The organism is Streptomyces sp. NPDC020801 (assembly GCF_044334385.1).
Taxonomy (GTDB): Bacteria; Actinomycetota; Actinomycetes; order Streptomycetales; family Streptomycetaceae; genus Streptomyces.
Map to the genome: position 1 here is coordinate 235,257 of NZ_JBIRST010000011.1, position 21,863 is coordinate 257,119.

The window sequence follows — 21,863 nt, forward strand, 5'->3', positions numbered from 1 at the left end:
CCATCACGACGCCCACAGGAGGGCAACCGTGGCCCGCAATACGATGGAAGCCTGGATCCCAGAAGAGTGGGATAGTTCCCGGGTCGTCCAGTCGATCACGCAAGTCTCCGTCGTCGAGTCCCTCGCGGCCCGCATTCCCATGGGCTCCGACACCAAGCACGTGCCGCGGACTGCCGGCATGGGCGTGGACGTCGTCGCCAAGGGTGGCGCCTACGGTGAGGACACCTCCCTCAACGACGAAGTCCTCCTCACTGCGGTGAAGTTCGGTAAGGCCGCGCGTATCGCCGAGGAGGACATCGACGACTCGGTGGCGAACGTCATCGAGGCGAAGATGATCGGCTGGGGCAAGTCCTACGCCAAGATGATCGACAACGCGTCGCTCGCCGTCAGTGCCGCCTCCAACGGCACCACCGTCCCGTTCACCAGCCTTTATCAGTTGCTGAACACCACGGACGCCACCCTGAGCTACACCGGCGGCACGAACATCACCACCGCCGCCTCCGCAGGTGCCCCCAGCTACGCGGAGTTCTCCACCGCCATCGGCAACGTCGAATCCGGCGACTACTTCGACCCCGGCTCCATGATCGCCATCGCTCACCCCGGGTTCCGCAAGAGCCTCCGCGGCGTCCTGGACTCCCAGAACCGGCCCATCTTCATGGAGGGCCTGTCCGGCACCCCCGACACCGTGTTCGGTGTCCCGGTCCGCTGGAGCCTCGGCGCCAAGCTGTCCGCGACGGCCACGCCGACGCCGACCGGCCGCCCGCTCATGGCGTTCGTCAACCCCGAGCTCATGCTCCTCGGCGTCCGCTCCGGACCCGAGAGTGTGTTCATCGACGGCCGCAACGGACTGTCCGCGCTGACGGACGAGTCGATCCTGAAGATGCGCGCCCGCCGCGGCTGGGCCTACGGCCACCCCAACGGCGCGTCCATCCTCGTCGGCTAACCCCCTCACGTCGTACCGCCCGACGGCTCCGGGCGGTACGACCCTGCAAGCAAGGGAGGTGAGCCGTGGCAACCAGGAAGACGCCCAGCAAGGCCGCCAGCGACACGCAGGCACAGGCCCCGAAGGGCGAAAACCGCGAGCAGATCCGGCAGCGTCAGTTCCCCGCCAAGGCCGGCGCACCCGACGTCGAGGTCGACGAACGCTCCGCCGACGGCGCCAAGGGCACCCGCCACATCAAGGAGTTCGTCGTCCCGGCCGCACGCTGGACGGGCGAGGACTACCAGCACGAGGCGAACCGTGCCGCCCTGGTGGGCGAGGCGATCCAGCGTGGCCTGCACCCGCGCGGCGACGTCGCCTTCGACGGCCAGGAGGAGCACCCCGACGGAGTGTCGCTCATCCTGTCCTACTCGGTGGAGACCGTGCCCTCCTCTGTCGATCACCAGCCGGAGGACACCACCACGCCGCGCGACGTCATCGAAAGCGACGGTAGCGACACCAGCAGCAGCAAGAGCGAGGGCTGACATGGTCAACGCCTGGGCGAGCGCGCAGGACGTCATCGACTCCACCGGGGTGACGGTGACGGACCAGCAGCTTGTCCAGGCGCAGAAGAACATCGAGGTCTTCTCCAACCGTATCTGGGGCGACGAAGCCCGGATGCGGACGCGTGACCTCTACTGGCTGGGCCAGGCCGTCGCCCATCAAGCAGCCTGGTTGGCAGGCCAGTTCGGGCTGGAGACGCGGCTGGATGCCACGCAGATCCAGCAGGATCAGGTCTCGACCACGTTGCAGGGCGACGGCCTGGTCCTCGCACCCATGGCAGCCCGCTCCCTGAAGCGGGTGTCGTGGATGCGCTCTCGGACGGTGCACATCCGCTCCGCTATCGAGGGCTCGGGCCCGATCGTCGGCGATCCGCTCTCCTACGGTTCTGACGAGCACGAGTTGTGGGCTCCGTACACGGGAGGTCCGTGATGCCGGTAGCCATCGCCACCACCACGATCGCCATCCTCCGCGGCACCACCACTGATGCCTATGGCGACGAGGCCGACGTGGACACCCCCGTCTACACCGGCCTCCCCGCCTCGCTGACCGAGCAGACCCGCCGGGTCACCACCCGCGACGACCCGACCCCGAGGATCGTCCGCTACGCGGTCGCCCGCGTAGCGGCCGGCACGGACATCACCGACCAGGACCGGATACGGGACGAACGCACCGGCGCGATCTACAGCGTCGACGCCGTCTCCTCGATGGCCAACCCCGCACTCACCGCGGATCTGCGACTGGATCTGCGGCGCACCACCTAACCAAACAACGGCCACACGCCCGGGGAGACCGGGCAGGCCGGCGACGACCACCCACCGGAGAGGAGGGCGGCCATGACCTTGCGGATCGATTCGTCCGCGCAGGCGCACCTGGATGGTGCCGTCAACCGGTGGCTCGAGCAGGTCATCGGCCGCGCCATCCTCACCGACGCCCGCGAGTACGTGCCCAAGCGCTCCGGCCGGCTCGCCGAGAGCCTGCGCGCCGAGGTCCACGACAAGGTGCTGCGGGTCGGCTCCCTCGATGTCAACTACGCCACCGACGTCGAGATGGGCACCAGCCCGCACGTGATCCTGCCGCGGAACAAGAAGGCCCTGTCCTGGCCGGACGCCGACCACCCGGTGGCGCGCGTGAACCATCCCGGCACTCGTCCCCAGCCGTACCTGCGTCCGGCCCTGTATCAGCGGAGGTCCGGATGAGCCTCCTCCTGCGCGCTACACCGGAGCTGGTAGCCACCGCCTGGCTGAAGACCGTGGTCGGCGACCGTGTTGCGACCACCCTGCCCAAGGACAACTCGTCCTGGGCGGCGTCGGGGTTCTGCACGCTCGTCACCGCGGGCGGCACCCCGAACCTGTACGTGCCGCTGCGGGAGCCGGTCATCGGCGTGGACTGCTGGGCGGTCAATCCGCAGTCGCAGAAGCCGCCGTGGAACAAGGCGGCGGTCCTGGCGGAGGCGATTCAGGCCGCCTGCTACGACCACCGGGCCATCCCGCGGAGCGTCACCCTACCGGCGGGCTATCCGGCCGCGCAGGTGCTGTCCGCCTATACGACGGGGGAGCCGCGCCGCATCCCCGACGACCCGTCCTCCTACGCCCGGTACAGCATCCCGGGTCTCGTCCTGGCTTGGGTGGAGGTGCCGTCATGAGCCGCTATGCCCTCCAAGGCGCCCTGTCCCGGGACCTCCTCACCTGGAACGGCCGGGTCCTCGTCCATCACGACAGGGCGGAGATGGAGTTCCTGTTCGCCGGTGACGTCCGCGTCATCCCGTGCCCGCGTGACATCCCGCCTGAGCAGACCCTCGAGATCCGCTTTCACCCACAGCTCGCCTCCGTGACCTGGCCGCTCGACCGTAAGGACTTCCGGTGACCCACAAGATCACAACCACTATGCAGCCCACTGTCCAGATCGAGGTCGACGACGCCGAATACCTCGACCTCAAGCGGCAAGGCCTCATCGCCCAGGACGACGCCGGCCACGCCGAGACGTCCAGCGATGTTCCGGCCGCCGTCGAGAACGCCGCGGCCTCCGCCCCGGCCACACCTGACCAGGCCCAGGCGCCCGCCCCGGCCGCAACCAGCAAGGCCGCCAAGACGGCCGCGAACAAGGAGGGCTGACCCTTGGCGGTCACCGCAACCAACCTCGTACAGGGCCCGGCGACCCTGTACTCCGCCGCATTCGGTGCGACCGAGCCGGCCGACACCGCCATCAACACGGCCCCGCCCGCATCCACGTGGACGGACGTCGGCGGCACCCAGGACGGCGTCAAGCTCAGCATCGACCAGAACTACGTCGAGCTCGAGGTCGATCAGGTCGTCGACCGCGTCGGCTCTCGGCTGACGAAGCGCGAGTTCACCGTCGAGACCAGCATGGCCGAGGCGACGCTGTCGAACCTCAGCTTCGCCCTCAACGGCGGCACCAGCGCGTCCGGCGCCGGCTACTCGTCCTTCGAGCCGTCGTTCGCGTCGTCCGCGACGCAGCCGACGTACAAGGCGCTGCTGTTCGACGGCTGGGCGCCCGGCACGTCCGCGTTCACCAGGCGGGTCATCGTCCGCAAGGCGCTGTCCACGGACGCCGTCGAGATGGCCTACACGAAGGACAAGCAGACCGTGTACGGGGTCAAGTTCTCCGGCCACTACGTGTCGTCGTCCATCAGCCCCATCCACATCGTCGACCAGACCAGCTAGCCGACGATCGTCCCTGTCCGCAGCGAGGAGCACCACCCATGGCATCCACCACCACCCGCCAGAGCACCGCAGCCCGCAAGCGTGCCGCGGCCAAGCCCGCCGTCAGCGGCGATCTGGACTTCGAGCCGATCCGGATTGCCGCCGACGACGAGATCGAAGAGGAGCGAGTGACGCTCTTCTACATCGGTGACGACGAGTACACGATCCCTAAGGAAATCCCCCCGGGCGCCGCTCTGGAGTACCTGCGCAAGGCCGGCGAGCGTGGCGAGCAGTTCGCGGCGCCGACTCTCCTCACCCGTGTCCTCGGTGAGGACGCCTACCAGGCGCTGGAGAAGTCCAAGGGCCTGAAGGACGAGCAGCTGCAGCAGATCATCCAGATCGTCATCGACCTGTCCCTGGGCCGGGGAGAGAAGCAGGAGGGAAAAGGGAAGTAGGCACGGACTGGATGCGCCTCCTGGCGGACGGCTTCAGCAGAGCCGACCTGTCTGAACCGGTGTGGGACCGCATCTCTGAGATCGCGTGGGTTCTGCACCACGAAGCGGACATCGACGCGGACTTCCTTGCCATCTACGGCATCGACCTTGAGCAAGTCGACATCAGCTCGCGCAGGTACTTCGCCCTGGCGCACCGGCTGACCGCCTACCAGGGCGTGATGGCGGCCCGCGTGGAGGAGGAACGCGAGCAGCAGCCGACCGGTACCACCACAACCCGCACACACAGCGATGCCCCGCCCGTGCGGCAGGGCAACGGCGAGGACCGTGAGGTCTCGCTGACGGCGTTCCGGGTGATGTTCCCCGGGATCGTGAGCGGAGGAAGCGCAGGTGGCGGGTAGCTTCAGGATCGCCGAGGGCTACGTCGAGGTCACAGCCGACGAGTCGCCCTACGAGCGCAGCATGCGCCGCCTGCAGTCGGCGAAGAACAAGGTCGGCATCCGCCTCGAACTGGACGACCGGGACGCGGTCGCCCGGCTCGACAGGTTCATACGGCCCCGTTCCCTAGACGTCAAGGTCAACCTCGACCAGACGGCTCTCGGCCGGTTCGCCCTGCAAAGTCGCACGCTCGACGTCCTGGCGCAGCTGCAGGACGGGGCCCGGCGGATCGCCGAGGCTCAGCTCGCCGAGCTCACCAAAGACCGGACCGTCCGGATCATCGCCGATCTGGACACCCGGGCCGCGGCCGACGACCTGGCGCTCCTCACCCGCACCCGCACCGCGCGGATCCTCGCCGACGCCGACACGCGCACAGCTGCTGACGACCTCGCCCTGCTGACGCGCCCCCGAAATGCGCGGGTTACAGCGGATGCCGACACCGGCGACGCTCGGGCCCGCCTCGACATCCTCACCCGCGACCGGCGCATGAACGTCCGCGTGGACGTTGACCGGTCCGCGCTGTCCCGGCTCACTGGCTCTCTCGGAGGCGGAGGGAGTGGTGCGGGCGGGATCGGTGCGCTCACGTCTAGCTTGAGCAGCCTCACCGCGATGGCGATCGGCGCTCTGCCGACGATGGCGTCGCTGGGGCAGGCCATGATTCAGATGGGGCCGGCCGCGGCTATTGCCGCCCCTGCTGTGCTGTCTCTGGGTGCCGCCTTCGCCGCCATCAAGATTGGCACGTCGGGGATTGGGGACGCCTTCAAAGCCGCGTTCGCGCCGGCCACGAAGAGCGCCGGAGCGGCCGAGTCCGCGACGCGCCGGGTGGAAGCGGCGCAACGGTCCCTGGCGAAGGCCCAGCAGGGCGTTAAGGACGCCGAAGAGCGAGCCGCGGAAGCCCGGGTGCAGGCCGCACGGCAGATCGAAGACGCCCAGCGGAACCTGAAGACGACCGTCTCTGACGTCGCCGACTCCAACCGGCGCGCCGCCGAATCCGTAGCCCAGGCGGAGCGAGACCTCGCCGACGCCCAGCGCGCAGCCAGGCAGGCGCAACTTGATCTGAACGACGCCCGCAAGCAAGCCGCCCAAGACCTCGAGGATCTCAACAACCGGCTCGCCGACGCCCAGCTCGACCAGCGGCAGAAGGTGCTGGACTTGCAGGACGCCGAGGCGAACCTGAACGCGGTCAAGGCAAAGGGATCCAAGGCCACCAAGGAAGAGCTCGACAAGGCGCAACTCCAGTACGACCGCGCTGTCCAGGCCCTGCAAGAGCAGCAGACCGAAACCACCCGGCTCCAGCAGCAGGCCGCCGACGCGAACAAGGCCGGAGTTGAAGGCAGCAAGAAAGTCTCCGACGCCAAGCAGAAGATCGCCGACGCCAACGAGCAGGTGACCAACAAGACGCGCGCGTTGAAGGACGCGGAGATCGAGCAGGCGCGCACCGCGCAGGCCGGCGCGCAGAAGATCGCAGACGCTCAGCGGGCGGTCGCTGATGCGCAGACCGCGGCTGCGAAGGCCGCCAAGGACGGGGCGCGGGCCATCGCCGACGCACAGCAGCAAGCCGCCGACGCGGCACGGGCCCTGGCTGAGGCGCAGACCTCCGGAGCGATCGCCACGAACAAGACCGCGGACGCGCTTTCGAGGTTGTCGCCGAACGCGCGTGCCTTCGTGGACGCTGTGCTCGCGCAGCGAGACGCCTGGCGCGGCCTGAAGCTGGATGTGCAGGACGCCCTGTTCCAGGGGCTGGGCCGGACGTTCACCACCCTGTCGACGGCTGTCCTGCCGACGCTGCGGGCTGGGCTGACGGGCACGGCCAGCATCCTCAACCAGACCGCGAAGAACGCCGCCAACGCCGTCATCCAGCTCGCCCGCACGGGCACGCTGCGACAGATGTTTGACGGCCTCAACGCCGGCATGAGGCCGCTCACCCGGATCCCCGGGCAGATCATCACCGGTCTGACGCAGATCTCCGTGGCCGCCAGTCCCGCCTTCGCCCGCCTGACGGCTGCGGCGGCCGGCGCCGCTGACACCATCTCGCAGAAACTCGGCGCCGCGTTCAAGTCGGGTGCGCTGGCTGATGCCATCAACCGCGGCGTAGAGATCGCCAAGCAGTTCGGCAAGGTGCTTGGGGACGCATTCGTCACCGTCAACAACATCCTGAAGGCCGCAGCGCAGGGCGGCGGGGATGCCTTGGGCGCGCTCGGTTCGGTGTTCGCGGAGCTGCGCCGGATCACCTCCATGCCGGAGGTTCAGAAGGCTCTCGCGAGTATCTTCCAGGCGATCAACTCGATCGCCAAGCTGGTGGCGGGCACTCTTGGCGCGGCTATCGAGGCGGCGATGCCGCTGCTCGCCGCTCTCGCACCGGTCATCACGCAACTGGCTGACCAGCTCGGGCCGGTGCTGTCGCAGTTCCTCGGGCAGCTGGGTCAGGCCCTGACGCCGATCATCACGGCGCTGCTGCCGGTGCTAACGAACATCGGCAGCGTGATCGTCGGTCTGGTGCAGGCCGTGATGCCGCTGCTGCAGCCGATCGGTGACCTCCTCGGGGCGATCGTCACGGCGATCGCACCAGTCGTGAAGGCGGTCGGCGACGCGCTCGTGCCCCTCGTTGCCACGATCGCGCAAGGACTGGCGCCGGTCGTGCAGGCACTGGTGCCGGTCGTGGGAATGTTCGGCCAGTTGCTGGGCGCGCTGGCGCCGCTGTTCCCGCCGCTCCTGCAAGCGCTGATGCCGCTGATGCAGCCGCTTGCCCAGCTCACGGTGTCCCTCCTCAACCTGGCCATGCAGGTCATCACCCCGCTGATGCCGCTGATCGTCGGCCTGGCACAGCTGCTGACGACTGTCCTGGCGGGGGCGATCAACATTCTGGTGCCTGTGATCACCACGGTGATCGGGTGGCTGACGACGTTCACCGACGCGGTCACGAAGGTCGTCCACTGGATCGTCGAAGGCTTCCAGTGGCTGTACGACACGCTGGTCGGGCATTCGATCATCCCCGACCTGGTCAAGGCGATCGTCCAGTGGTTCACGTCGCTGTGGACGAAGACGAAGCAGCTGTTCACCGACCTGAAGAACTGGGTCGTGGACACGTGGCACAAGCTGTGGGACGGCGTCCGCTCGAAGTGGGACTCCTTCTGGAGCGGCCTGAAGTCGGGAATCTCCACCGCGTGGGGCTGGGTCAAGTCCAGCGTCTCGCAGTTGAAGACCGGGATCACGGACACGTGGAACTCGCTGTGGGGCGGCGTCCGGGACAAGGTTGCGGGGATCTTCTCCACCATCAGCGGGAAGGTGACCTCGTTCAAGAACAGCATGAAGACGGCGTTCTCCACGCTGCGGGATGCGCTCGGAACAATCTGGAACGGCGTCAAATCGAAGATCGCCAGTCCGATCAAGTTCGTCATCGGCACCGTCTACAACGACGGCATCCGCCGCATGTGGAACTCGATCGCAGGCAAGATCTCCTCCAAGATCACCTTGCCGTACATCGGTCTCGGCTTCAACAGCGGCGGCATCGTCCCCGGCACCGGCAACACCGACACCGTGCCGGCCATGCTCACCCCCGGCGAACGCATCCTCTCCAAGCAGCAGGTCGCCGCCCTCGGCGGACACCGCGGCATCGACGCCATCCTCGGCAAGGACCGCCCCACCAAAACCGGCGGCAACCCCAGCAACCAGCAGGAACGCCGCCGCCAGCAGGCATCCCAGCACTTCGGGTCCGGCGGCATCGTCGGCGCCATCGGCGGCGCGATCGGATCCGCCGCCTCCTGGGTGAAGGACGTCGTGGTCGGCGGCCTGCGCGACGCGGCAGGCAAAGCCCTGTCCTCACTCGTCCGACCCCTCATCAACAGCATTCCCCAGTCCGGGATCGGCAGCCTGATGCGCGGCCTCGTCAACAAGGGCGTCGACGGCATGCTGTCCTGGTTCACCAACGAGGACAAGAAGGCAGTCGGCGGCCCGGCGGTGCAGCGGGCGCTGGCGTGGGCGAAGACGCAGGTCGGCTTGCCGTACCAGTGGGCCGGTAACGGCAACCCGTCATGGGACTGCTCCGGTTTCATGAGCGCCATCGAGTCCGTGATCCGCGGGGAGCGCCCGCACCGCCGCTGGGCGACTGGCGCTTTCCCTCCGGGAACCTCCGGCTGGGTACGCAACCTGCAGTCCCCGTTCATGATCGGTATCACGAACGCGGGCGTCGGCCACACCGCGGGCACCCTCGCCGGAATCAACTTCGAGTCCAGCGGTGGCCGCGGCGTGCACATGGGCAAGGGCGCCCGCGGCTACAACGACCCCCTGTTCACCTCCCAGTGGGGCTTCGCGCCGGCCACGAAGTACGACGGCGGCGGGCTGCTGCAGCCGGGCGCCACGATGGCCGTCAACGCCACCGGACGGCCGGAGCGGATCCTCGACGCGCAGCAGACCGCACAGTTCGAGGCGCTGCTGCGGGGTGGGGCAGGCGTCACGATCCAGGCGATCAACATCAGTGGCACGTTCGACTTCTCCAGCCCAGCCAGCCGCCGGGCCGCAGCGAACGCCCTGGTCGCGGAGATGAAGGAAGCCATCCGCAAGTCTGATAGGAGCCGTGCCTGATGGGCCTGTTCAACTGGGGCGACGTCCAGCTCGGCCGCATCCCTCTCCGGGAGACGTTCGTCGCGACCGAGGCTGGCGGCGACCGGTCCCTCGACCTGAGTGGGCAGGAGTCGAACCCGCCGCTCACCCGCGCGCAGGTCATCGCCCGGCACGACGGCATCAACGCGCTGATCCCCGGCCAGGTCATGCCTGTCACGTTCACCGACAAGCCCGAGCGGAACGGCTACTACGCCGTGAAATCCGCCTCGTCGACGTACACCGAGTACCTGGGCGAGGTCGTCACCGCCGACTGGAAAGTCTCGCTGGACAGGATCGGCTCCGACGCCGAAACCGACCTGCAGAGCAGGCTCACCGGCGCCGTGCGGCTCAACGACTTCTCCCTGACCGGGGAACGCTGGCACGCGCCGCCCATCGGGCACTACGGCTACTACACGGGCTCCACCAACCCGTCGACGATGACCCGCACGACCGCCGACGGCACGATCACCGTGTACCGCGGCGTGCCCGCCAACGTCTCCCCACGCTGGGGCTGCCCGCCCACCTCATATCTCTCGGGCCGGGTCCGGGCAACCACGACAGGCGGGCAGGAGGTGTACGGCACCGACGTGCCCCTCGCCGCGACGGGCTGGGCCCTGTCCAACGGCCTCGTCAACGTCACCACCAGCGCCAGCGCCACCCTCGACGTGCAGGCCTACACCGGCAGTGCCTGGCACTCGAAGCTGTGGAACGTCTCCGTGGCCGGCTCTGGCTCGTCGATCCCGTCGTGGGACGGTGCGACGCTCCTGCGCAACGACCCGGAGATGGCGATCCTCCGCCTCGTCAAGGGCCTCAACCCCGGCCGGGCCACCCTCGACCTCACGCTGCGCCGCGGGTCCCGCTTCGTCGAGGGCTACCTGCAGACCGGCACCTCCGCCACGCTAGCCGCCTACCGCAGCACCCTGGAGACCAACACCTCGTTCGCGGCGTCCGGGTACGTCACCGCCACCGCCAACGACTCCGACGGCAACCGCTTCGCCGTCGGCTCCGCCCGCTCCTTCTCCGCCCACACCAACGGCGGCCTCACCAAGACCTCGGCCACGGCCATGGACTTCTGGATCGGGGCCGTGGCCGGCGGCGGCTCCGCAGTGTCAGGGGACGCGGCTACCGACCTGCGGAACCAGTACACGGCTTGTATGCCGGAAGCCGTCTACGGAGTTCGGAGGTAGCGGCGTGGCAGTTCAGGAAGTCCTCAAAGCGCTCGGCTCGTGGCAGGTCAAACTCAAGCCGGGCACGCCCCGCGACGTCCTCGACAGCCTGGACTACTTCGGGCACGTCGCGATCGTCCCGGGCAGGCTGGACCCGCTGCAGTACGGCGACAACCTCCTCACCACGGCCCGCTACGTCGGAGTCCTCCGCACCCGCACGATCGGCGACGACGGCCGCACCAGCGCCCCCCAGGACGACCTGTCCGTGGGCGGGGTGGGGATGGCGTTCTGGCTGGGCGACGAGGACGGCAAGGGCGACGTCTACGAGAACACGGTCGCACCGGCCTCCACCAGCTTCGCCACCGCCATCAACATGCTGCTGCCCGCGTCCGGGGCGGTCACCGCGGGCACCATCTACAGCGTCTCTGGCCAGTACACGGGCAGCCACCGCTACGAATCGCCCCGCGCCGCGATCACCTACGTGTGCGACACGATGTCCACCACCTCAGTGCCGGTGTCGTGGCGGGTCAACGGCAACGGCACCCTGGACGCGGGCCCGGACGCGAACCTGTTCACGATCAATCCGACCTGCGTCATCCTGTCCAGCAGTGCCGGCGAGGACATGGCGCTTCGGGCGCTCCCCGGCAGCATGGACGTCACCCGCGACGTGGAGGACTACAGCACGCGCGTGGTGCTCCTCGCCGAGGGGCAGGGCACCAGCATCGCCACAGGCACGGCGGACATCGCCCCCTCCACCCCGTACAAGGACATCCACGGCAACCCGCTCAAGCTGACCCGCCTGATCTCTGAGTCGGACACGGCGTCAGGGAATGCGGCTACCCGCGCCCAGCTCGCACTCAGCCAGTTCACGTCGACCCGCAACGCGCTCACCCTGTCGACCGCCGACTACGACGTGCACGGCACCTTCCAGGTCGGCGACCGCGTGTGGGTGTACAACCCGGACTCCGGCCTGGTCGACCCCACCACGGAGATCACGTTCCGGGGCGTGCGGATCAACCCCATCAAACTGCAAGTGATCGAAACGTCGTGGGCGATTACCGACGGGTACACGGTCGCCTACCGCAGCAACAGCGGAACGTGGATCGACCTCACCCAGTACGTCGAGTTCGAAACCGACAGCACCAGCACGGTGACCGTCGGGGACTTCTCCCGGCAGCTCACCAACACCGGCACCGAACCCATCGGCTCCCGCCCCAACGCCGACACCAGCACGCCCGGCCTGCCCACGTTCATCACTCCGTTCGCCGGATCCGCCTACCTCGACTCCCGAGGCTTCACCCGCGCCCGCGTCGTCCTCTCCTGGAACGCCCCCAACAACGTCGACGGCTCCACCGTGCTGGACGGGGATCACTTCGAGATCCGCTACGCCATCGACACCGACATGATCTACCCGGCCAGCTGGTCGCAGGTCTCACAGGTCCGCTGGCAAGACCTGCAGCTATGGCGCCAGCCGTTCGCCGCCCCGACCGGCAAATGGCAGACCATGGTCGTCAACTGGGACACCACCACCGCCCAGCTGCAGGACCTCTCCCCGGGTATCGGGTACGACGTGCAGATCCGCGGCGTCGACAAGGCCGGCAACGTCGGCGCCTGGTCGCCCACGACGACATTCGTCGCCTCGGCGGACAACATTCCGCCGTCCACGCCTGCCCCGCCGTCGGTAGCCGGTAGCCGGATCGCCGTGCAGATCACGCACACGCTCGGCGTGAGCTCGGGCGGCACATTCAACCTCGAGTCCGACCTCGACCACCTGGAGATCCACGTCTCCTACGAGCCGACGTTCACCCCGGACTCGACGACGCTGCGAGGCAAAGCCCCAGCGAACGCGGGCATGATCCAGGCGCAGATCCCCGTCGTGTTCACCGTGCAGATCGAGGAGACCACCACCCGATACGTCCGCGTCGTCGCCGTCGACAAGACCGGCAACAAGTCCGGGCCGTCCGACTCTGCGACGGCGACCGCGCTCCTCATCGACGACGCGCACATCTCCGACCTCACCGTCTCCAAGGTCACCGCCGGGACAATCAACGCGGACTGGATCGTCGGCGCCCGCATCAAAACCGCCGACACCGGACCCCGCGTCGAACTCAACTCCTCCGGCATGCAGGCATACAACGCGGCTGGCACCCAGACCGTGAACATCGCCTCCGCCGACGGGTCCGTCAGCATCGTCGGCCAGCTGCTTTCCGGGACCACAGGTAAGCGCCTGGAGATCAACCCGACATCGACGTTCCTGCCAGAACTCCGCTTCTACGCCAACAACGGAACCGACTACGGCTACATCAACGGCTCATCGTCGGGCTCGGACGTCAACCTCGGTATGAACTCCAGTCAATTCACCGACGGCGGCATCCCGGTCGTCGCTCGCACCTACCTCAACACCGTCACCGCTGAGCTCGCCGTCGTCCGCGTAGACGACCAAACCCGACGAGGCGGCTACGTCTGGGCATCACCCGGTGCGCTCTTCGCCGGCTACAACCGTGGCGGGGTGGATGGCGGACAGTTGTACGGCGACGCCAGCCAGGCGCAGGTCAACTTCCCCAACGGCGGTAAGTTCTGGGGAAGTTCCTCGCAGGGATGGGTCGGCTATGACGACGGCACATCCGCCACCAACAACTGGGTCTTCGACAACGTCGGAAAAACGAACCATTACGGCCGGTGGACCGACTACGTGGACCTCGGAGCTACTCAGGGCCTGATGATGGGCCGCGTCGGTTTCTCCTCCACCACGTCCCTTGCCGTCAACTACGGCACCACCCGCGCGTCGAACACACGGATGATCTGCACCGTCGAGGACGACATCGTGCACTCCGACGCGATCACCGCGAACTCCACCACCGGATTCACGCTCACCATCAGCCCCGCACTCTCCGGTGCTGGGGCCATCTACTTCTGGTCATTCCGAGTCTGAAAGGAGGACATCATGGACTTTACCGTTGAGAGCGTCGACACCTACTGGCCCAACGCCAACATGGAATGCTGGGCCATCCTCATGACCCGGCCCGACGGCACCGGGCACGCCTACGTGTTCCCCAAGTTCACACTGGAGCAGCGGGCCGCAGAGTACGGCTTCGATCCCACCGATATCGACACGCTGCTGGACGTGGTCCTCCACGAGCAATTCGTCCACTCCCCAGGCGGCCCCGACACCGAGGACGCGGCAGCCCGGCAAGGCATGCTCTCACCCGCCCTCACACCCTCCGGCATCGCCCGTAAAGGCCAAATGGTGCCCACCGACCTGTTCAACGCGCCGACGATCGCTGACGCGCGAGCCGCACACCTGGCGCGGGTGACGGACGCCAAGCAGAACCGCGGGCGCGTGCAGCCCTCCGCCAAGGGACGCCCTGACCCGCTGGACCGGATCCGCGCCGAGCACGGCATCACGCCCGAAGGTGTCGCCGCGAGAGCACGCGTGGTCGACCTGCAACGGCGGGCGATGCGAGGCCAACTGACCGACATCGAGGCCAAGGAGCTGTCCGCGGCCGGAATGGGAGCACACCATGCCTGATCCGTCCACCAGCCGCCTCGGCCTGTACAAGTCCAAGTCGGACGGCTCCGAGCTGGTCAACTACACCCAGGACATCGGCCAGAACTGGGACCGCGTCGACGCCGCCGTCGGGTTCGCCGCGTGCACCTCATCGACCAGGCCGTCGTCGCCCTACAGCGGCAAGGCCATCATGCAGACTGACACGGCCTACCGAACGTTCTTCTCCAACGGCACCTCGCCGGCCTCCGCGTCCTGGATCGAGATCCCCAACAGCTCCGGAACGTTCGGCGGCAACCTCACCCTGTCTACCAGCAGCACCGTATCGATCGGCACCGTCACCCTCAGCCGCTCCTCGGGCGGTTCCCTCTCCCTCAACACCAACTACCAGCGGTCAGCGTCCGCAACCACCGACGTCGCCTACAGCGCCCTCCTGGCCGGAGACGGCTTCGACCGGGTCCGCGTCTACGCCGACGGGAAGATCGAGATCGGGCCAGGAAACGCCGCCCGCGACGTCAACCTCTACCGCTCAGCAGCCAACACCCTCAAGACCGACGACGACTTCATCGCCAACAATCTGTTCTCCACGGGCTGGCTGAACCTCTCCAGCTACGGCACCTTCCAGAACTCGGCATCCGCCGGCACGCCCACACCACAAGTCCAGGACGTCACCGTATGCGGGCTCAAGCTGCGCTTCTTCCAGGGAGTCATCAACTTCTCCGGCGTCACGACCTCGTCGTACACCTTCTTCACCTGGAACGCCGGCTACGCACCCTCGTATGAGCGCGACTGGGGCGCAGCCGGCCTTGGCGTGAGCACCCCGTTCCGCTCGTTCCTGAGCACCGCCGGGAACTGGGGCATCACCGGGCAGGCAGCAGGCGTCACATCGACCTCACTCGATCAGTACACGCCGATCGTGAACCCACCCGGAACCCTCTAGACGGGCGCGTCGGCGCCCCCGTGGGGCTGCCCCGGCGCCACCTGCTGGCCCACGTCGGCGGCTGGCGCCTGCTGGGCGGCCTTCAACTGCTCGTTCTCCGCCTCCAGGCCCTCGATGTAAGCACGCAACAGCACGATCTCGTCGCCCAGCTCACCGCACCGCTTCCGGAACGCGGCCAGGGCCGCATCTGGGCTTACCTGCTGGCCCATCACGCCACCGCCTTCTCGGCAAGCTCCCGGTAGCGGTCCAGGAGCGTCGTGTTGTTGAGGAACGGATGCTGCGGGAAGAACGACCAGTGGCTGACCAGGGCGTTTCCGCGAAGAATGTTCGGCACGCCCTTCGCCACCGGCTGATGGATCGTGTGCCAGCTTTCCTCCTCGTCAGGGACGAGGACGCCCGGCTGGGGGAGGGCGGCGTAGTCCTCGCCGCGGGACGCAAAGCAGGACACCGAGAACTGGGTGCCGGGCGCGAGCGGGAAGTCCTGGTACAGGTACAGGTCTTCCACCGTGCCAGCCTCGATATGGTCGAGCAGCATCTCGTGCAGGCGGACGGCGAACGGGCCGTTGGCCCAGCCGGTCGGGTCCATGCAGTACGGGCGGACCTCGCCCCACTCCATGGGGATCTTCCCGCACAGCTGCAGGAAGTGGGAGCAGATCGCATTGTTGATGATGATCGGGAACACGGCCACCGGCGCAGGCATCTCGATCCGCGCGCGCACCAGATTCTCGACGGCCGCCTCGTGGACGTAGACCACATCGTCGTCGAAGCGGAGGTATACGGTGTCGGCGTCGGTCATCGCGCGGTAGGCGAGACCGGTGTACCGCTGCTTCGGCAGGTGGCCCAGGTTGACGCCCTCGGGCCGGTGCTTCAGCTTCACCCAGGTAGGGAACTCCGCGGCCAGCTCGTGGGCGTAGGCGATGTCGTCCTCCTGGCCCTGCGGGTCGGTGTTCATGTAGAGCCACGCCTCGTCGAGCAGGCCTTCCTCAAAGTCCCTCTGGAGGTACTTGAAGAGGATGCTGTACGTCCGACGTCGCCCGTAGGGCGTCCAGGCGATCACTCTCTTACCGTCGATCACGCTGCTTTCCCCTCCGCTGCGGGCGCAGAGAGCGCCGCTTCCCACTGAACATTGATGGCCTGCAAGATGGACCCCGAGGCTTCCGCACGCGCGGCCATGCCGATCCGCTGCCGCAGCCCCGGATCATCCGCCAGCCGCTTGAGGTACTTGCCCCACTCGTGCTCGTAGCGGACGAGGAACCCGTTCTCCCCATGCCGGATAACCCGCCGGTACGGCTCAATATCCGAAGCGATCAACGGGATGCCCAGGATCGACGCTTCAAGAAACTTGGTGGGGAACTTCGCCCGGTTGAACGCCGTATCCCGGTAGGGGGCGACCCAGATGTCCCACTCACCGACAGCCTGAAGGTAGTGCTCCACCCGCTCCACCCAGCCCAGCGCACCGATCTGCCTGCCGCGCAGACCAAGGCCCATCGCCTGCTCAGCACCGATCCCAACCAGCCGCACGTGCACCCCGTCCGGCCGCGGATACTTCGCGATCCGGTTCAAAGCCCGGACGATCTCCGGCAGCTCAGCCACCGTCGAGGACGTTCCAGCCCACCCCACCGACAACGGCCTGCCAGCAGCCTCGTAGTCGCGGGGGAGACCCAGATACTGCGCCGGCAGCCCATTCGGGATCACACGGACCTCCTCGGCATAGTCGCGCAGGGCGGCGGCGAGTGGTTCGGAGCAGCAGGTCACCGTATCGGCGACGGCCATGTTGGCGGCGAGCCTGCCGCGCATGTCGAGGTCCCAGACACGAGCCGCATTGGCATTGGATGGGTCGATGTGGAAGTAGTCATCGTCGACATCGAGGACGAGCCGCTTCCCCTCCCCCTTCAGCTTGTGCCACATCAGCGACGGATCCCGCTGCGCCACCCGGCAGCCCACCACCGTCTCCACAGCCGGCCAGTCCTTTGGCAGCCGCATCCCGGCGGAGACGGCGTGGCCGAGCCATTGCAGGCTCATCCCCGGCAGGTGCGCCCGGTAGAAGGCGGAACCTGCCGTATCAGCCGACCAGAAGTGAATCCGCACGTCAGGCCGCCGCCAGGTATCCGGGGAGCCAGTTGGTGGCGTAGTAGTCGACGGTCCGCCGGATGCCCTCCTCGAGGGACACGAAGTCCGCGGCGGTCATGCCGATCTGCGCGAGGGTCGTTGTGTCCGAGGAGACGACCGCGTTCGGGACCTCCCCGGGCCGCATCGGCAGGTGCTTGATGCCGACAGGCTCCCGGCCGGTGACCTCTGCGGCGTACTCGGCGACCAGGCGGGCGATGTCGTTGACGGTGCGGGAGACGAGTGGGCCGACCTCGACGGGAACCTGTGTAGGCCGTCCGGTCTCGGCGTTGTGATCGAGGGCCTGCACGAACGCGCGGGCGACGTCCTCGACGTACACGCAGTCGCTGACCTGGGTGCCGTCCCCGTACACCTCGATCGGCGCTCCGGTGAGGGCGCGGCAGGTCAGGGCGGGGAGGATCTTTCGCACCTTCGAGGTGCCATATGGCGCGGCTACCGACTGGCCCGGACCGTAGGCGTTGACGGGACGGACGATCGTGATGCGGCCGCCGTCGCGGTACAGGTTGTACATCCTCGCGAGATCCTCGGCCGCACTCTTGGTGATGGTGTAGCAGCCGGTGCCGATCAGCCGGAAGGCGTGGTTGCCGACTCCGGCGTAGACGGTGGGCAGGTTGTACTGGGCGCCGGCCTCGAAGACGTTCAGCGAGCCGAGGATGTTCGTTTCGGCGGACGGGCGCGGGTTGCTGATGGTCTCCTGCGTGCCGAGGACCGCGGCGAGGTGGATGATCCCGTCGACGTGCGCGGCAGCCTCCGTCACCGCGGTGGCGTCGCGGACGTCGCCGAGGAAGAACTCCTCCCCGTCGGCGAGCTGCTGGCGGCGGTCCTGGTGGTCGAGGATGAGGACGCTGTGGCCGCGCGCCAGGAGCTCCTTGCGGATCCATGAGGCGATGAAGCCGCTGCCCCCTGTGACCAGTACCTTCATGCCTCTGTCTCCTTGCTGGTGTCGTGCGTGCAGTGCTTGCAGGTGGCGGCCTGATGCTTGGCTTTAGCGACGTCTCGGACGGCTGTGACGATGGTGCTGGCGAGGAGCAGCGCGGCGATGATCGCCGTGATGGCGATGGCGGTGTTCACGGCTGCTCCTCGGGGGCGGGCAGTTCGTGCGGGGCGTGACGGCGGAGCGCGTCGTACCAGGACCAGCCGTCGATGGGCGGGAGCAGTTCCTCGCCGACGTACTCGCGGGTGAGACGAATGGCCTGAGCCAGCTCGGCAATGGCAGCCTCGTGCCCGCAGTTGAGGCAGCAGGCGAGGCGCTCGTCGGTGCCGAGGGCTTCGCGTGCGCGTTGGATCTGATAGCGCAGCGACTCGTTGTCCGCCCGCAACTGGTCCAACTCCGGCAGCTCCGGGGGCTGCTCGGGCCGCGTGCCATCGTCATCGGCGGGCGCCCATCCGGGGCATCGCAGGCCCTCGTGCTCGTGGGCGTCGTGCGGTGTCCGCTGTACGAGCGGGCAAATGGTTGCGTTCGGCTCGTAGAGCGCCGGGCACCGAACCGGCGTGCCCCAGCCGTCGGTGTGGATTTCGCCGCCGCACTCCGGGCGCGTGCACGGGCCGCTCATCGCGAACTCCGGGCGGCGGGCGTGTAGTCGATGCGCGCCTCAACCGGCTGCGTCGACGCAAGGACGAGGTACGCGAACAGGAGCGCCAGCGCGGCGGCGAGGGCGGTCACGAGGCGCCCCCGGGTTGCCGTAGCGCCGCGCGAAGCACGTCGCCGATCTCGATTAGTGCCTGAACGGCGGCGACTGTGGCGATGGCCTGTGCTCTTGCGGAGCGGGACTGGATCTCGGCCGCGCTCACCATGCCTTGCGGCATTTCGTTGAGGGCCTGTCCTGCCTTTTCGAGAGTTCGGCAGGCGAGGTCGCGATAGCTCGTCGGGTCTGTCATGACGCTCCTGTGCGGGTGCGTGTGCGGGTTGGCGCGGGATTTGAGCGGCAGGGGTGCAGACCCGCACGGCCACACCCCTGCCACCGGTTCCTGAGCAAGAACCTGACCACAGGGTACCTGTGATTCATAGGTTACTAGCGGGGTTCAGGCTACGATTCCAAGGTATAGACAGTCCTGAGGGGAACCATATGGCCACACACCCGCCACGACGCCTCGGCAAACTCCCCGCGCAACCCGCGCGCCCGCACCTCCGCCTCTCCGCCGTCCTCCGCGAGCGGCTCGCCGCCCCGCCAGCATCAATGGACTGGCAGGACGACCGGATCACCTGGCCGATGTACGGCAACGACTCGTGGGGCGACTGCGTGTGGGCCGAGACCGGCCACGCGATCAACCAGCTCACCTTCTACGGCTCCGCCGCCGAGGTCGAGCCCACCGACGCCGACATCCTCAAGGGCTACTCGGACGTCACCGGCTTCAACCCGAACGCCGGGACTCCCGGGAACAACCCCACCGACCAGGGCACCTACATCCAGGACGCCATGAAGTACTGGCGGACAACGGGAGTTGCCGGACACAAGATCGTCGCCTATGCGTCGCTCGACGTCTCCAACCTCACCGAGATCAAGCAGGCCATCGCCCTGTTCGGGTCCATCAGCATCGGCATCAACTTCCCCAACACGGCCATGGACCAGTTCGACAACGGCCAGACCTGGGACATAGTCAGGGGCGCCAAGGTCGAGGGCGGGCACTGCGTCCTGGCCGGCGCCTACGACAAGGACGGCGTCGGCATCGTCACCTGGGGCGCCGAAACCAAGATGACCTGGCGCTTCTGGAAGAAGTACGTCGACGAAGCCTGGGTCGTCCTCGACGCCGACGGGATGAAGAAGGCCGGCGTCTACTTCACCGGCGCGCCCAGCTTCTACGCACTCGGCCAGCAGTTCACCGAACTCACGGGCGAGACCAACCCGATCCCGGCCCCGCAGCCGACCCCTACGCCGGTGCCTTCCCCTCCTCCCGCGCCCACTCCTTCTCCGGGTCCTTCGCTGGATCCTCGCCTGGTTCAGGCGTTTGACCTGATGCAGGCGTGGGCGCACGACAACAAGGTCCGCTGAGGAGGCGCGATGTTGAAGGGAATCGACGTCTCGTCGTACCAGTCGACCTCGTACTCGACTACGGGCATGTCGTTCGTCGGCATCAAGGTCACCGAGGGCCTCACCTATGTGAACCCGAAGTGGACAGGGCAGCGGGCAACCGCCCGTGCCGCCGGACTGGTGACGATCTTCTACCACTACCCGCACATTGCGAACTCGGCGGCGGCAGAAGCCGACCACTTCCTCGCCCAAATCAACCTCCAGCCGGGCGACGTGCTGTGCCTGGACTGGGAGTGGTACGGCCAGAACGTCACCGACGCCCAGGCCCGCGCCTACAAGGACGCATGGATCGCCCGCGTCCGCTCGAAGGCTCCCGGCCACAAGGTCATCGTCTACGCCGACCGCAACAGCTGGCTCAACGTCGATACTGACTCCAACTGCGGCGACGGCCTGTGGATCGCCGACTACGTCACCGCTGGGCAGCCCCGCATCACGGCGGCCTGGCGCTTCCACCAGTACTCGGACTCGCCCCTCGACCAAGACGTGGCGAACTTCGCGACAGCGGCGGAGCTGAAGACGTGGGCCGGCGTGTCCGGCGGCAGCTCGAAAGGCGCGGAAATCTACCCGGGCGCAAACGCGACCCACTGGTACAGCAGCGCCTACCCGGGCGACCCGATGACCACCAACACGGTCGCCTGGCACTCCACCGAGACCACTGCCCTGCCGGACTACTCGGGCGGATCGATCGCCCCCAACCTGACCGCGGTCCCCGACTTCGCGAACCAGCGGCTTGTCTGGTACCAGCACTTCAACTTCGACGAGTCCTCCCGCGCCCTCGTCCACGCCACCGGGCAGATGGCAACCAACACCCTGAACGTCGCCCAGGTGGAGATCGTCGGCACCTGCGACCCATCGACGCACGCCTCGTGGACGAAGGCTGGCATTCAGCACCTCTACATGCCGGAGCTCCCGGACTGGGCGATCCGCGACCTCAACCACTTCGCCCACTGGGCGCACGATGCGCACGGCGTGCCCCTCACCTCCGGCCTCAAATGGCTGCCCTACCCGCAGTCCTACGGCAGCAACGGGGTCCGCATGACCACCGCCGCATGGTCCGCGTTCACCGGGCACTGCGGCCACCAGCACGTCCCCGAGAACGACCACGGCGACCCGGGCGCCTTCCCGATCGCCCAGATCCTGGAGGCAGACATGCCGCTCAGCACGACCGACGTCACAACGCTCACGAAGACCGACAACGTGCTCTCCAGCCCGGACGGTGCCAAGGATCCGACCGGCAACGCGTACTGGACGATGGAGTCCTACTTCCGGTACGGCTTCCTCCAGGATCGGGAGACCAACGCCCTGGTCAAGGGCGTCGACCAGAAGCTCGACGCCGTGCAGGCTACGGGACTGACCGACGAGCAGGTGCAGGCAATCGCCGACAAGGTCGCCGCCAACCCTGCACTCGCCTCCGCGATCGCCGACAAGGTCGCAGACCTCATCGCCACTCGCCTCGCCAACTAG

Annotated in this window: 25 protein-coding genes; 18 read left to right on the plus strand and 7 right to left on the minus strand. The window is 67.7% G+C overall.

Annotated elements, in window-relative coordinates; translation table 11 throughout:
• The first annotated feature begins 28 nt into the window (after positions 1-28).
• From ACH4UM_RS23880 to ACH4UM_RS23955, 16 genes are all read left to right on the plus strand, one after another.
• Complete coding sequence (locus ACH4UM_RS23880) at positions 29-943, plus strand: phage major capsid protein (protein ID WP_398182716.1); 915 nt, start codon at positions 29-31, stop codon at positions 941-943.
• 65 nt (positions 944-1,008) lie between these two features.
• A complete protein-coding gene (locus ACH4UM_RS23885; RefSeq protein ID WP_398182719.1) occupies positions 1,009-1,464 on the plus strand; it encodes a hypothetical protein in 456 nt (151 codons plus the stop codon).
• Between the two features lies 1 nt (position 1,465).
• Positions 1,466-1,912 carry a hypothetical protein gene (locus ACH4UM_RS23890; protein WP_398182722.1) on the plus strand — a complete coding sequence of 149 codons (447 nt, stop codon included), beginning with the start codon at positions 1,466-1,468 and terminating at the stop codon, positions 1,910-1,912.
• On the plus strand, positions 1,912-2,244 hold the full coding sequence (locus ACH4UM_RS23895) for a hypothetical protein (RefSeq protein ID WP_398182725.1): 333 nt from the start codon (positions 1,912-1,914) through the stop codon (positions 2,242-2,244). Before ACH4UM_RS23890 ends, ACH4UM_RS23895 begins: the two co-directional genes overlap by 1 nt.
• A gap of 72 nt (positions 2,245-2,316) precedes the next feature.
• Complete coding sequence (locus ACH4UM_RS23900; RefSeq protein ID WP_398182727.1) at positions 2,317-2,679, plus strand: hypothetical protein; 363 nt, start codon at positions 2,317-2,319, stop codon at positions 2,677-2,679.
• Positions 2,676-3,125, plus strand: coding sequence for a hypothetical protein (locus ACH4UM_RS23905; RefSeq protein ID WP_398182730.1), 450 nt, complete (start codon positions 2,676-2,678; stop codon positions 3,123-3,125). Before ACH4UM_RS23900 ends, ACH4UM_RS23905 begins: the two co-directional genes overlap by 4 nt.
• Positions 3,122-3,346, plus strand: a complete 225-nt coding sequence (locus tag ACH4UM_RS23910; protein WP_398182733.1) for a hypothetical protein — start codon at positions 3,122-3,124, stop codon at positions 3,344-3,346. The genes ACH4UM_RS23905 and ACH4UM_RS23910 overlap by 4 nt, the downstream gene beginning before the upstream one ends.
• On the plus strand, positions 3,343-3,594 hold the full coding sequence (locus ACH4UM_RS23915) for a hypothetical protein (protein ID WP_398182735.1): 252 nt from the start codon (positions 3,343-3,345) through the stop codon (positions 3,592-3,594). The genes ACH4UM_RS23910 and ACH4UM_RS23915 overlap by 4 nt, the downstream gene beginning before the upstream one ends.
• 3 nt (positions 3,595-3,597) lie before the next feature.
• The gene (locus ACH4UM_RS23920; protein WP_398182738.1) at positions 3,598-4,164 is read left to right on the plus strand and encodes a hypothetical protein; all 567 of its coding nucleotides are present in this window, start codon (positions 3,598-3,600) and stop codon (positions 4,162-4,164) included.
• A 38-nt stretch (positions 4,165-4,202) separates the two neighbouring features.
• Entirely contained in the window at positions 4,203-4,598 is a 396-nt protein-coding gene (locus ACH4UM_RS23925; RefSeq protein WP_398182741.1) for a hypothetical protein, read from the plus strand.
• Positions 4,599-4,609: 11 nt separating this feature from the next.
• The gene (locus tag ACH4UM_RS23930) at positions 4,610-4,996 is read left to right on the plus strand and encodes a hypothetical protein (RefSeq protein WP_398182743.1); all 387 of its coding nucleotides are present in this window, start codon (positions 4,610-4,612) and stop codon (positions 4,994-4,996) included.
• Positions 4,986-9,614 (plus strand): hypothetical protein, encoded by a 4,629-nt coding sequence (locus ACH4UM_RS23935; protein ID WP_398182745.1) that lies wholly within the window; start codon positions 4,986-4,988, stop codon positions 9,612-9,614. The genes ACH4UM_RS23930 and ACH4UM_RS23935 overlap by 11 nt, the downstream gene beginning before the upstream one ends.
• The gene (locus ACH4UM_RS23940; RefSeq protein ID WP_398182748.1) at positions 9,614-10,819 is read left to right on the plus strand and encodes a hypothetical protein; all 1,206 of its coding nucleotides are present in this window, start codon (positions 9,614-9,616) and stop codon (positions 10,817-10,819) included. The genes ACH4UM_RS23935 and ACH4UM_RS23940 overlap by 1 nt, the downstream gene beginning before the upstream one ends.
• Before the next feature lie 4 nt (positions 10,820-10,823).
• Positions 10,824-13,730, plus strand: coding sequence for a hypothetical protein (locus tag ACH4UM_RS23945; RefSeq protein WP_398182751.1), 2,907 nt, complete (start codon positions 10,824-10,826; stop codon positions 13,728-13,730).
• Between the two features lie 12 nt (positions 13,731-13,742).
• Positions 13,743-14,327 (plus strand): hypothetical protein, encoded by a 585-nt coding sequence (locus tag ACH4UM_RS23950; protein ID WP_398182754.1) that lies wholly within the window; start codon positions 13,743-13,745, stop codon positions 14,325-14,327.
• The gene (locus tag ACH4UM_RS23955) at positions 14,320-15,243 is read left to right on the plus strand and encodes a hypothetical protein (protein ID WP_398182757.1); all 924 of its coding nucleotides are present in this window, start codon (positions 14,320-14,322) and stop codon (positions 15,241-15,243) included. The genes ACH4UM_RS23950 and ACH4UM_RS23955 overlap by 8 nt, the downstream gene beginning before the upstream one ends.
• On the opposite strand, the gene ACH4UM_RS23960 is transcribed toward ACH4UM_RS23955, so the two are convergent.
• The 7 genes from ACH4UM_RS23960 to ACH4UM_RS23990 all read right to left on the minus strand — a co-directional run bounded on the left by ACH4UM_RS23960 (position 15,240) and on the right by ACH4UM_RS23990 (position 19,248).
• Positions 15,240-15,452 carry a hypothetical protein gene (locus ACH4UM_RS23960; RefSeq protein ID WP_398182760.1) on the minus strand — a complete coding sequence of 71 codons (213 nt, stop codon included), beginning with the start codon at positions 15,450-15,452 and terminating at the stop codon, positions 15,240-15,242. The two genes, ACH4UM_RS23955 and ACH4UM_RS23960, sit on opposite strands and share 4 nt — an antisense overlap.
• Complete coding sequence (locus ACH4UM_RS23965) at positions 15,452-16,318, minus strand: hypothetical protein (protein ID WP_398182763.1); 867 nt, start codon at positions 16,316-16,318, stop codon at positions 15,452-15,454. Before ACH4UM_RS23965 ends, ACH4UM_RS23960 begins: the two co-directional genes overlap by 1 nt.
• The gene (locus ACH4UM_RS23970) at positions 16,315-17,331 is read right to left on the minus strand and encodes a glycosyltransferase (protein WP_398182765.1); all 1,017 of its coding nucleotides are present in this window, start codon (positions 17,329-17,331) and stop codon (positions 16,315-16,317) included. The genes ACH4UM_RS23965 and ACH4UM_RS23970 overlap by 4 nt, the downstream gene beginning before the upstream one ends.
• A 1-nt stretch (position 17,332) precedes the next feature.
• Positions 17,333-18,292, minus strand: a complete 960-nt coding sequence (locus ACH4UM_RS23975) for an NAD-dependent epimerase/dehydratase family protein (protein WP_398182768.1) — start codon at positions 18,290-18,292, stop codon at positions 17,333-17,335.
• Positions 18,289-18,441 carry a hypothetical protein gene (locus ACH4UM_RS23980; protein WP_398182771.1) on the minus strand — a complete coding sequence of 51 codons (153 nt, stop codon included), beginning with the start codon at positions 18,439-18,441 and terminating at the stop codon, positions 18,289-18,291. Before ACH4UM_RS23980 ends, ACH4UM_RS23975 begins: the two co-directional genes overlap by 4 nt.
• Positions 18,438-18,923, minus strand: a complete 486-nt coding sequence (locus ACH4UM_RS23985) for a hypothetical protein (protein WP_398182774.1) — start codon at positions 18,921-18,923, stop codon at positions 18,438-18,440. Before ACH4UM_RS23985 ends, ACH4UM_RS23980 begins: the two co-directional genes overlap by 4 nt.
• A 106-nt stretch (positions 18,924-19,029) precedes the next feature.
• A complete protein-coding gene (locus tag ACH4UM_RS23990; protein ID WP_398182776.1) occupies positions 19,030-19,248 on the minus strand; it encodes a hypothetical protein in 219 nt (72 codons plus the stop codon).
• A 188-nt stretch (positions 19,249-19,436) separates the two neighbouring features.
• Here ACH4UM_RS23990 and ACH4UM_RS23995 point away from each other — a divergent pair, with 188 nt between their 5' ends.
• Together ACH4UM_RS23995 and ACH4UM_RS24000 are read left to right on the plus strand one after the other, a co-directional pair.
• The gene (locus ACH4UM_RS23995; RefSeq protein WP_398182779.1) at positions 19,437-20,360 is read left to right on the plus strand and encodes a hypothetical protein; all 924 of its coding nucleotides are present in this window, start codon (positions 19,437-19,439) and stop codon (positions 20,358-20,360) included.
• A gap of 9 nt (positions 20,361-20,369) precedes the next feature.
• The gene (locus tag ACH4UM_RS24000) at positions 20,370-21,863 is read left to right on the plus strand and encodes a glycoside hydrolase family 25 protein (protein ID WP_398182782.1); all 1,494 of its coding nucleotides are present in this window, start codon (positions 20,370-20,372) and stop codon (positions 21,861-21,863) included.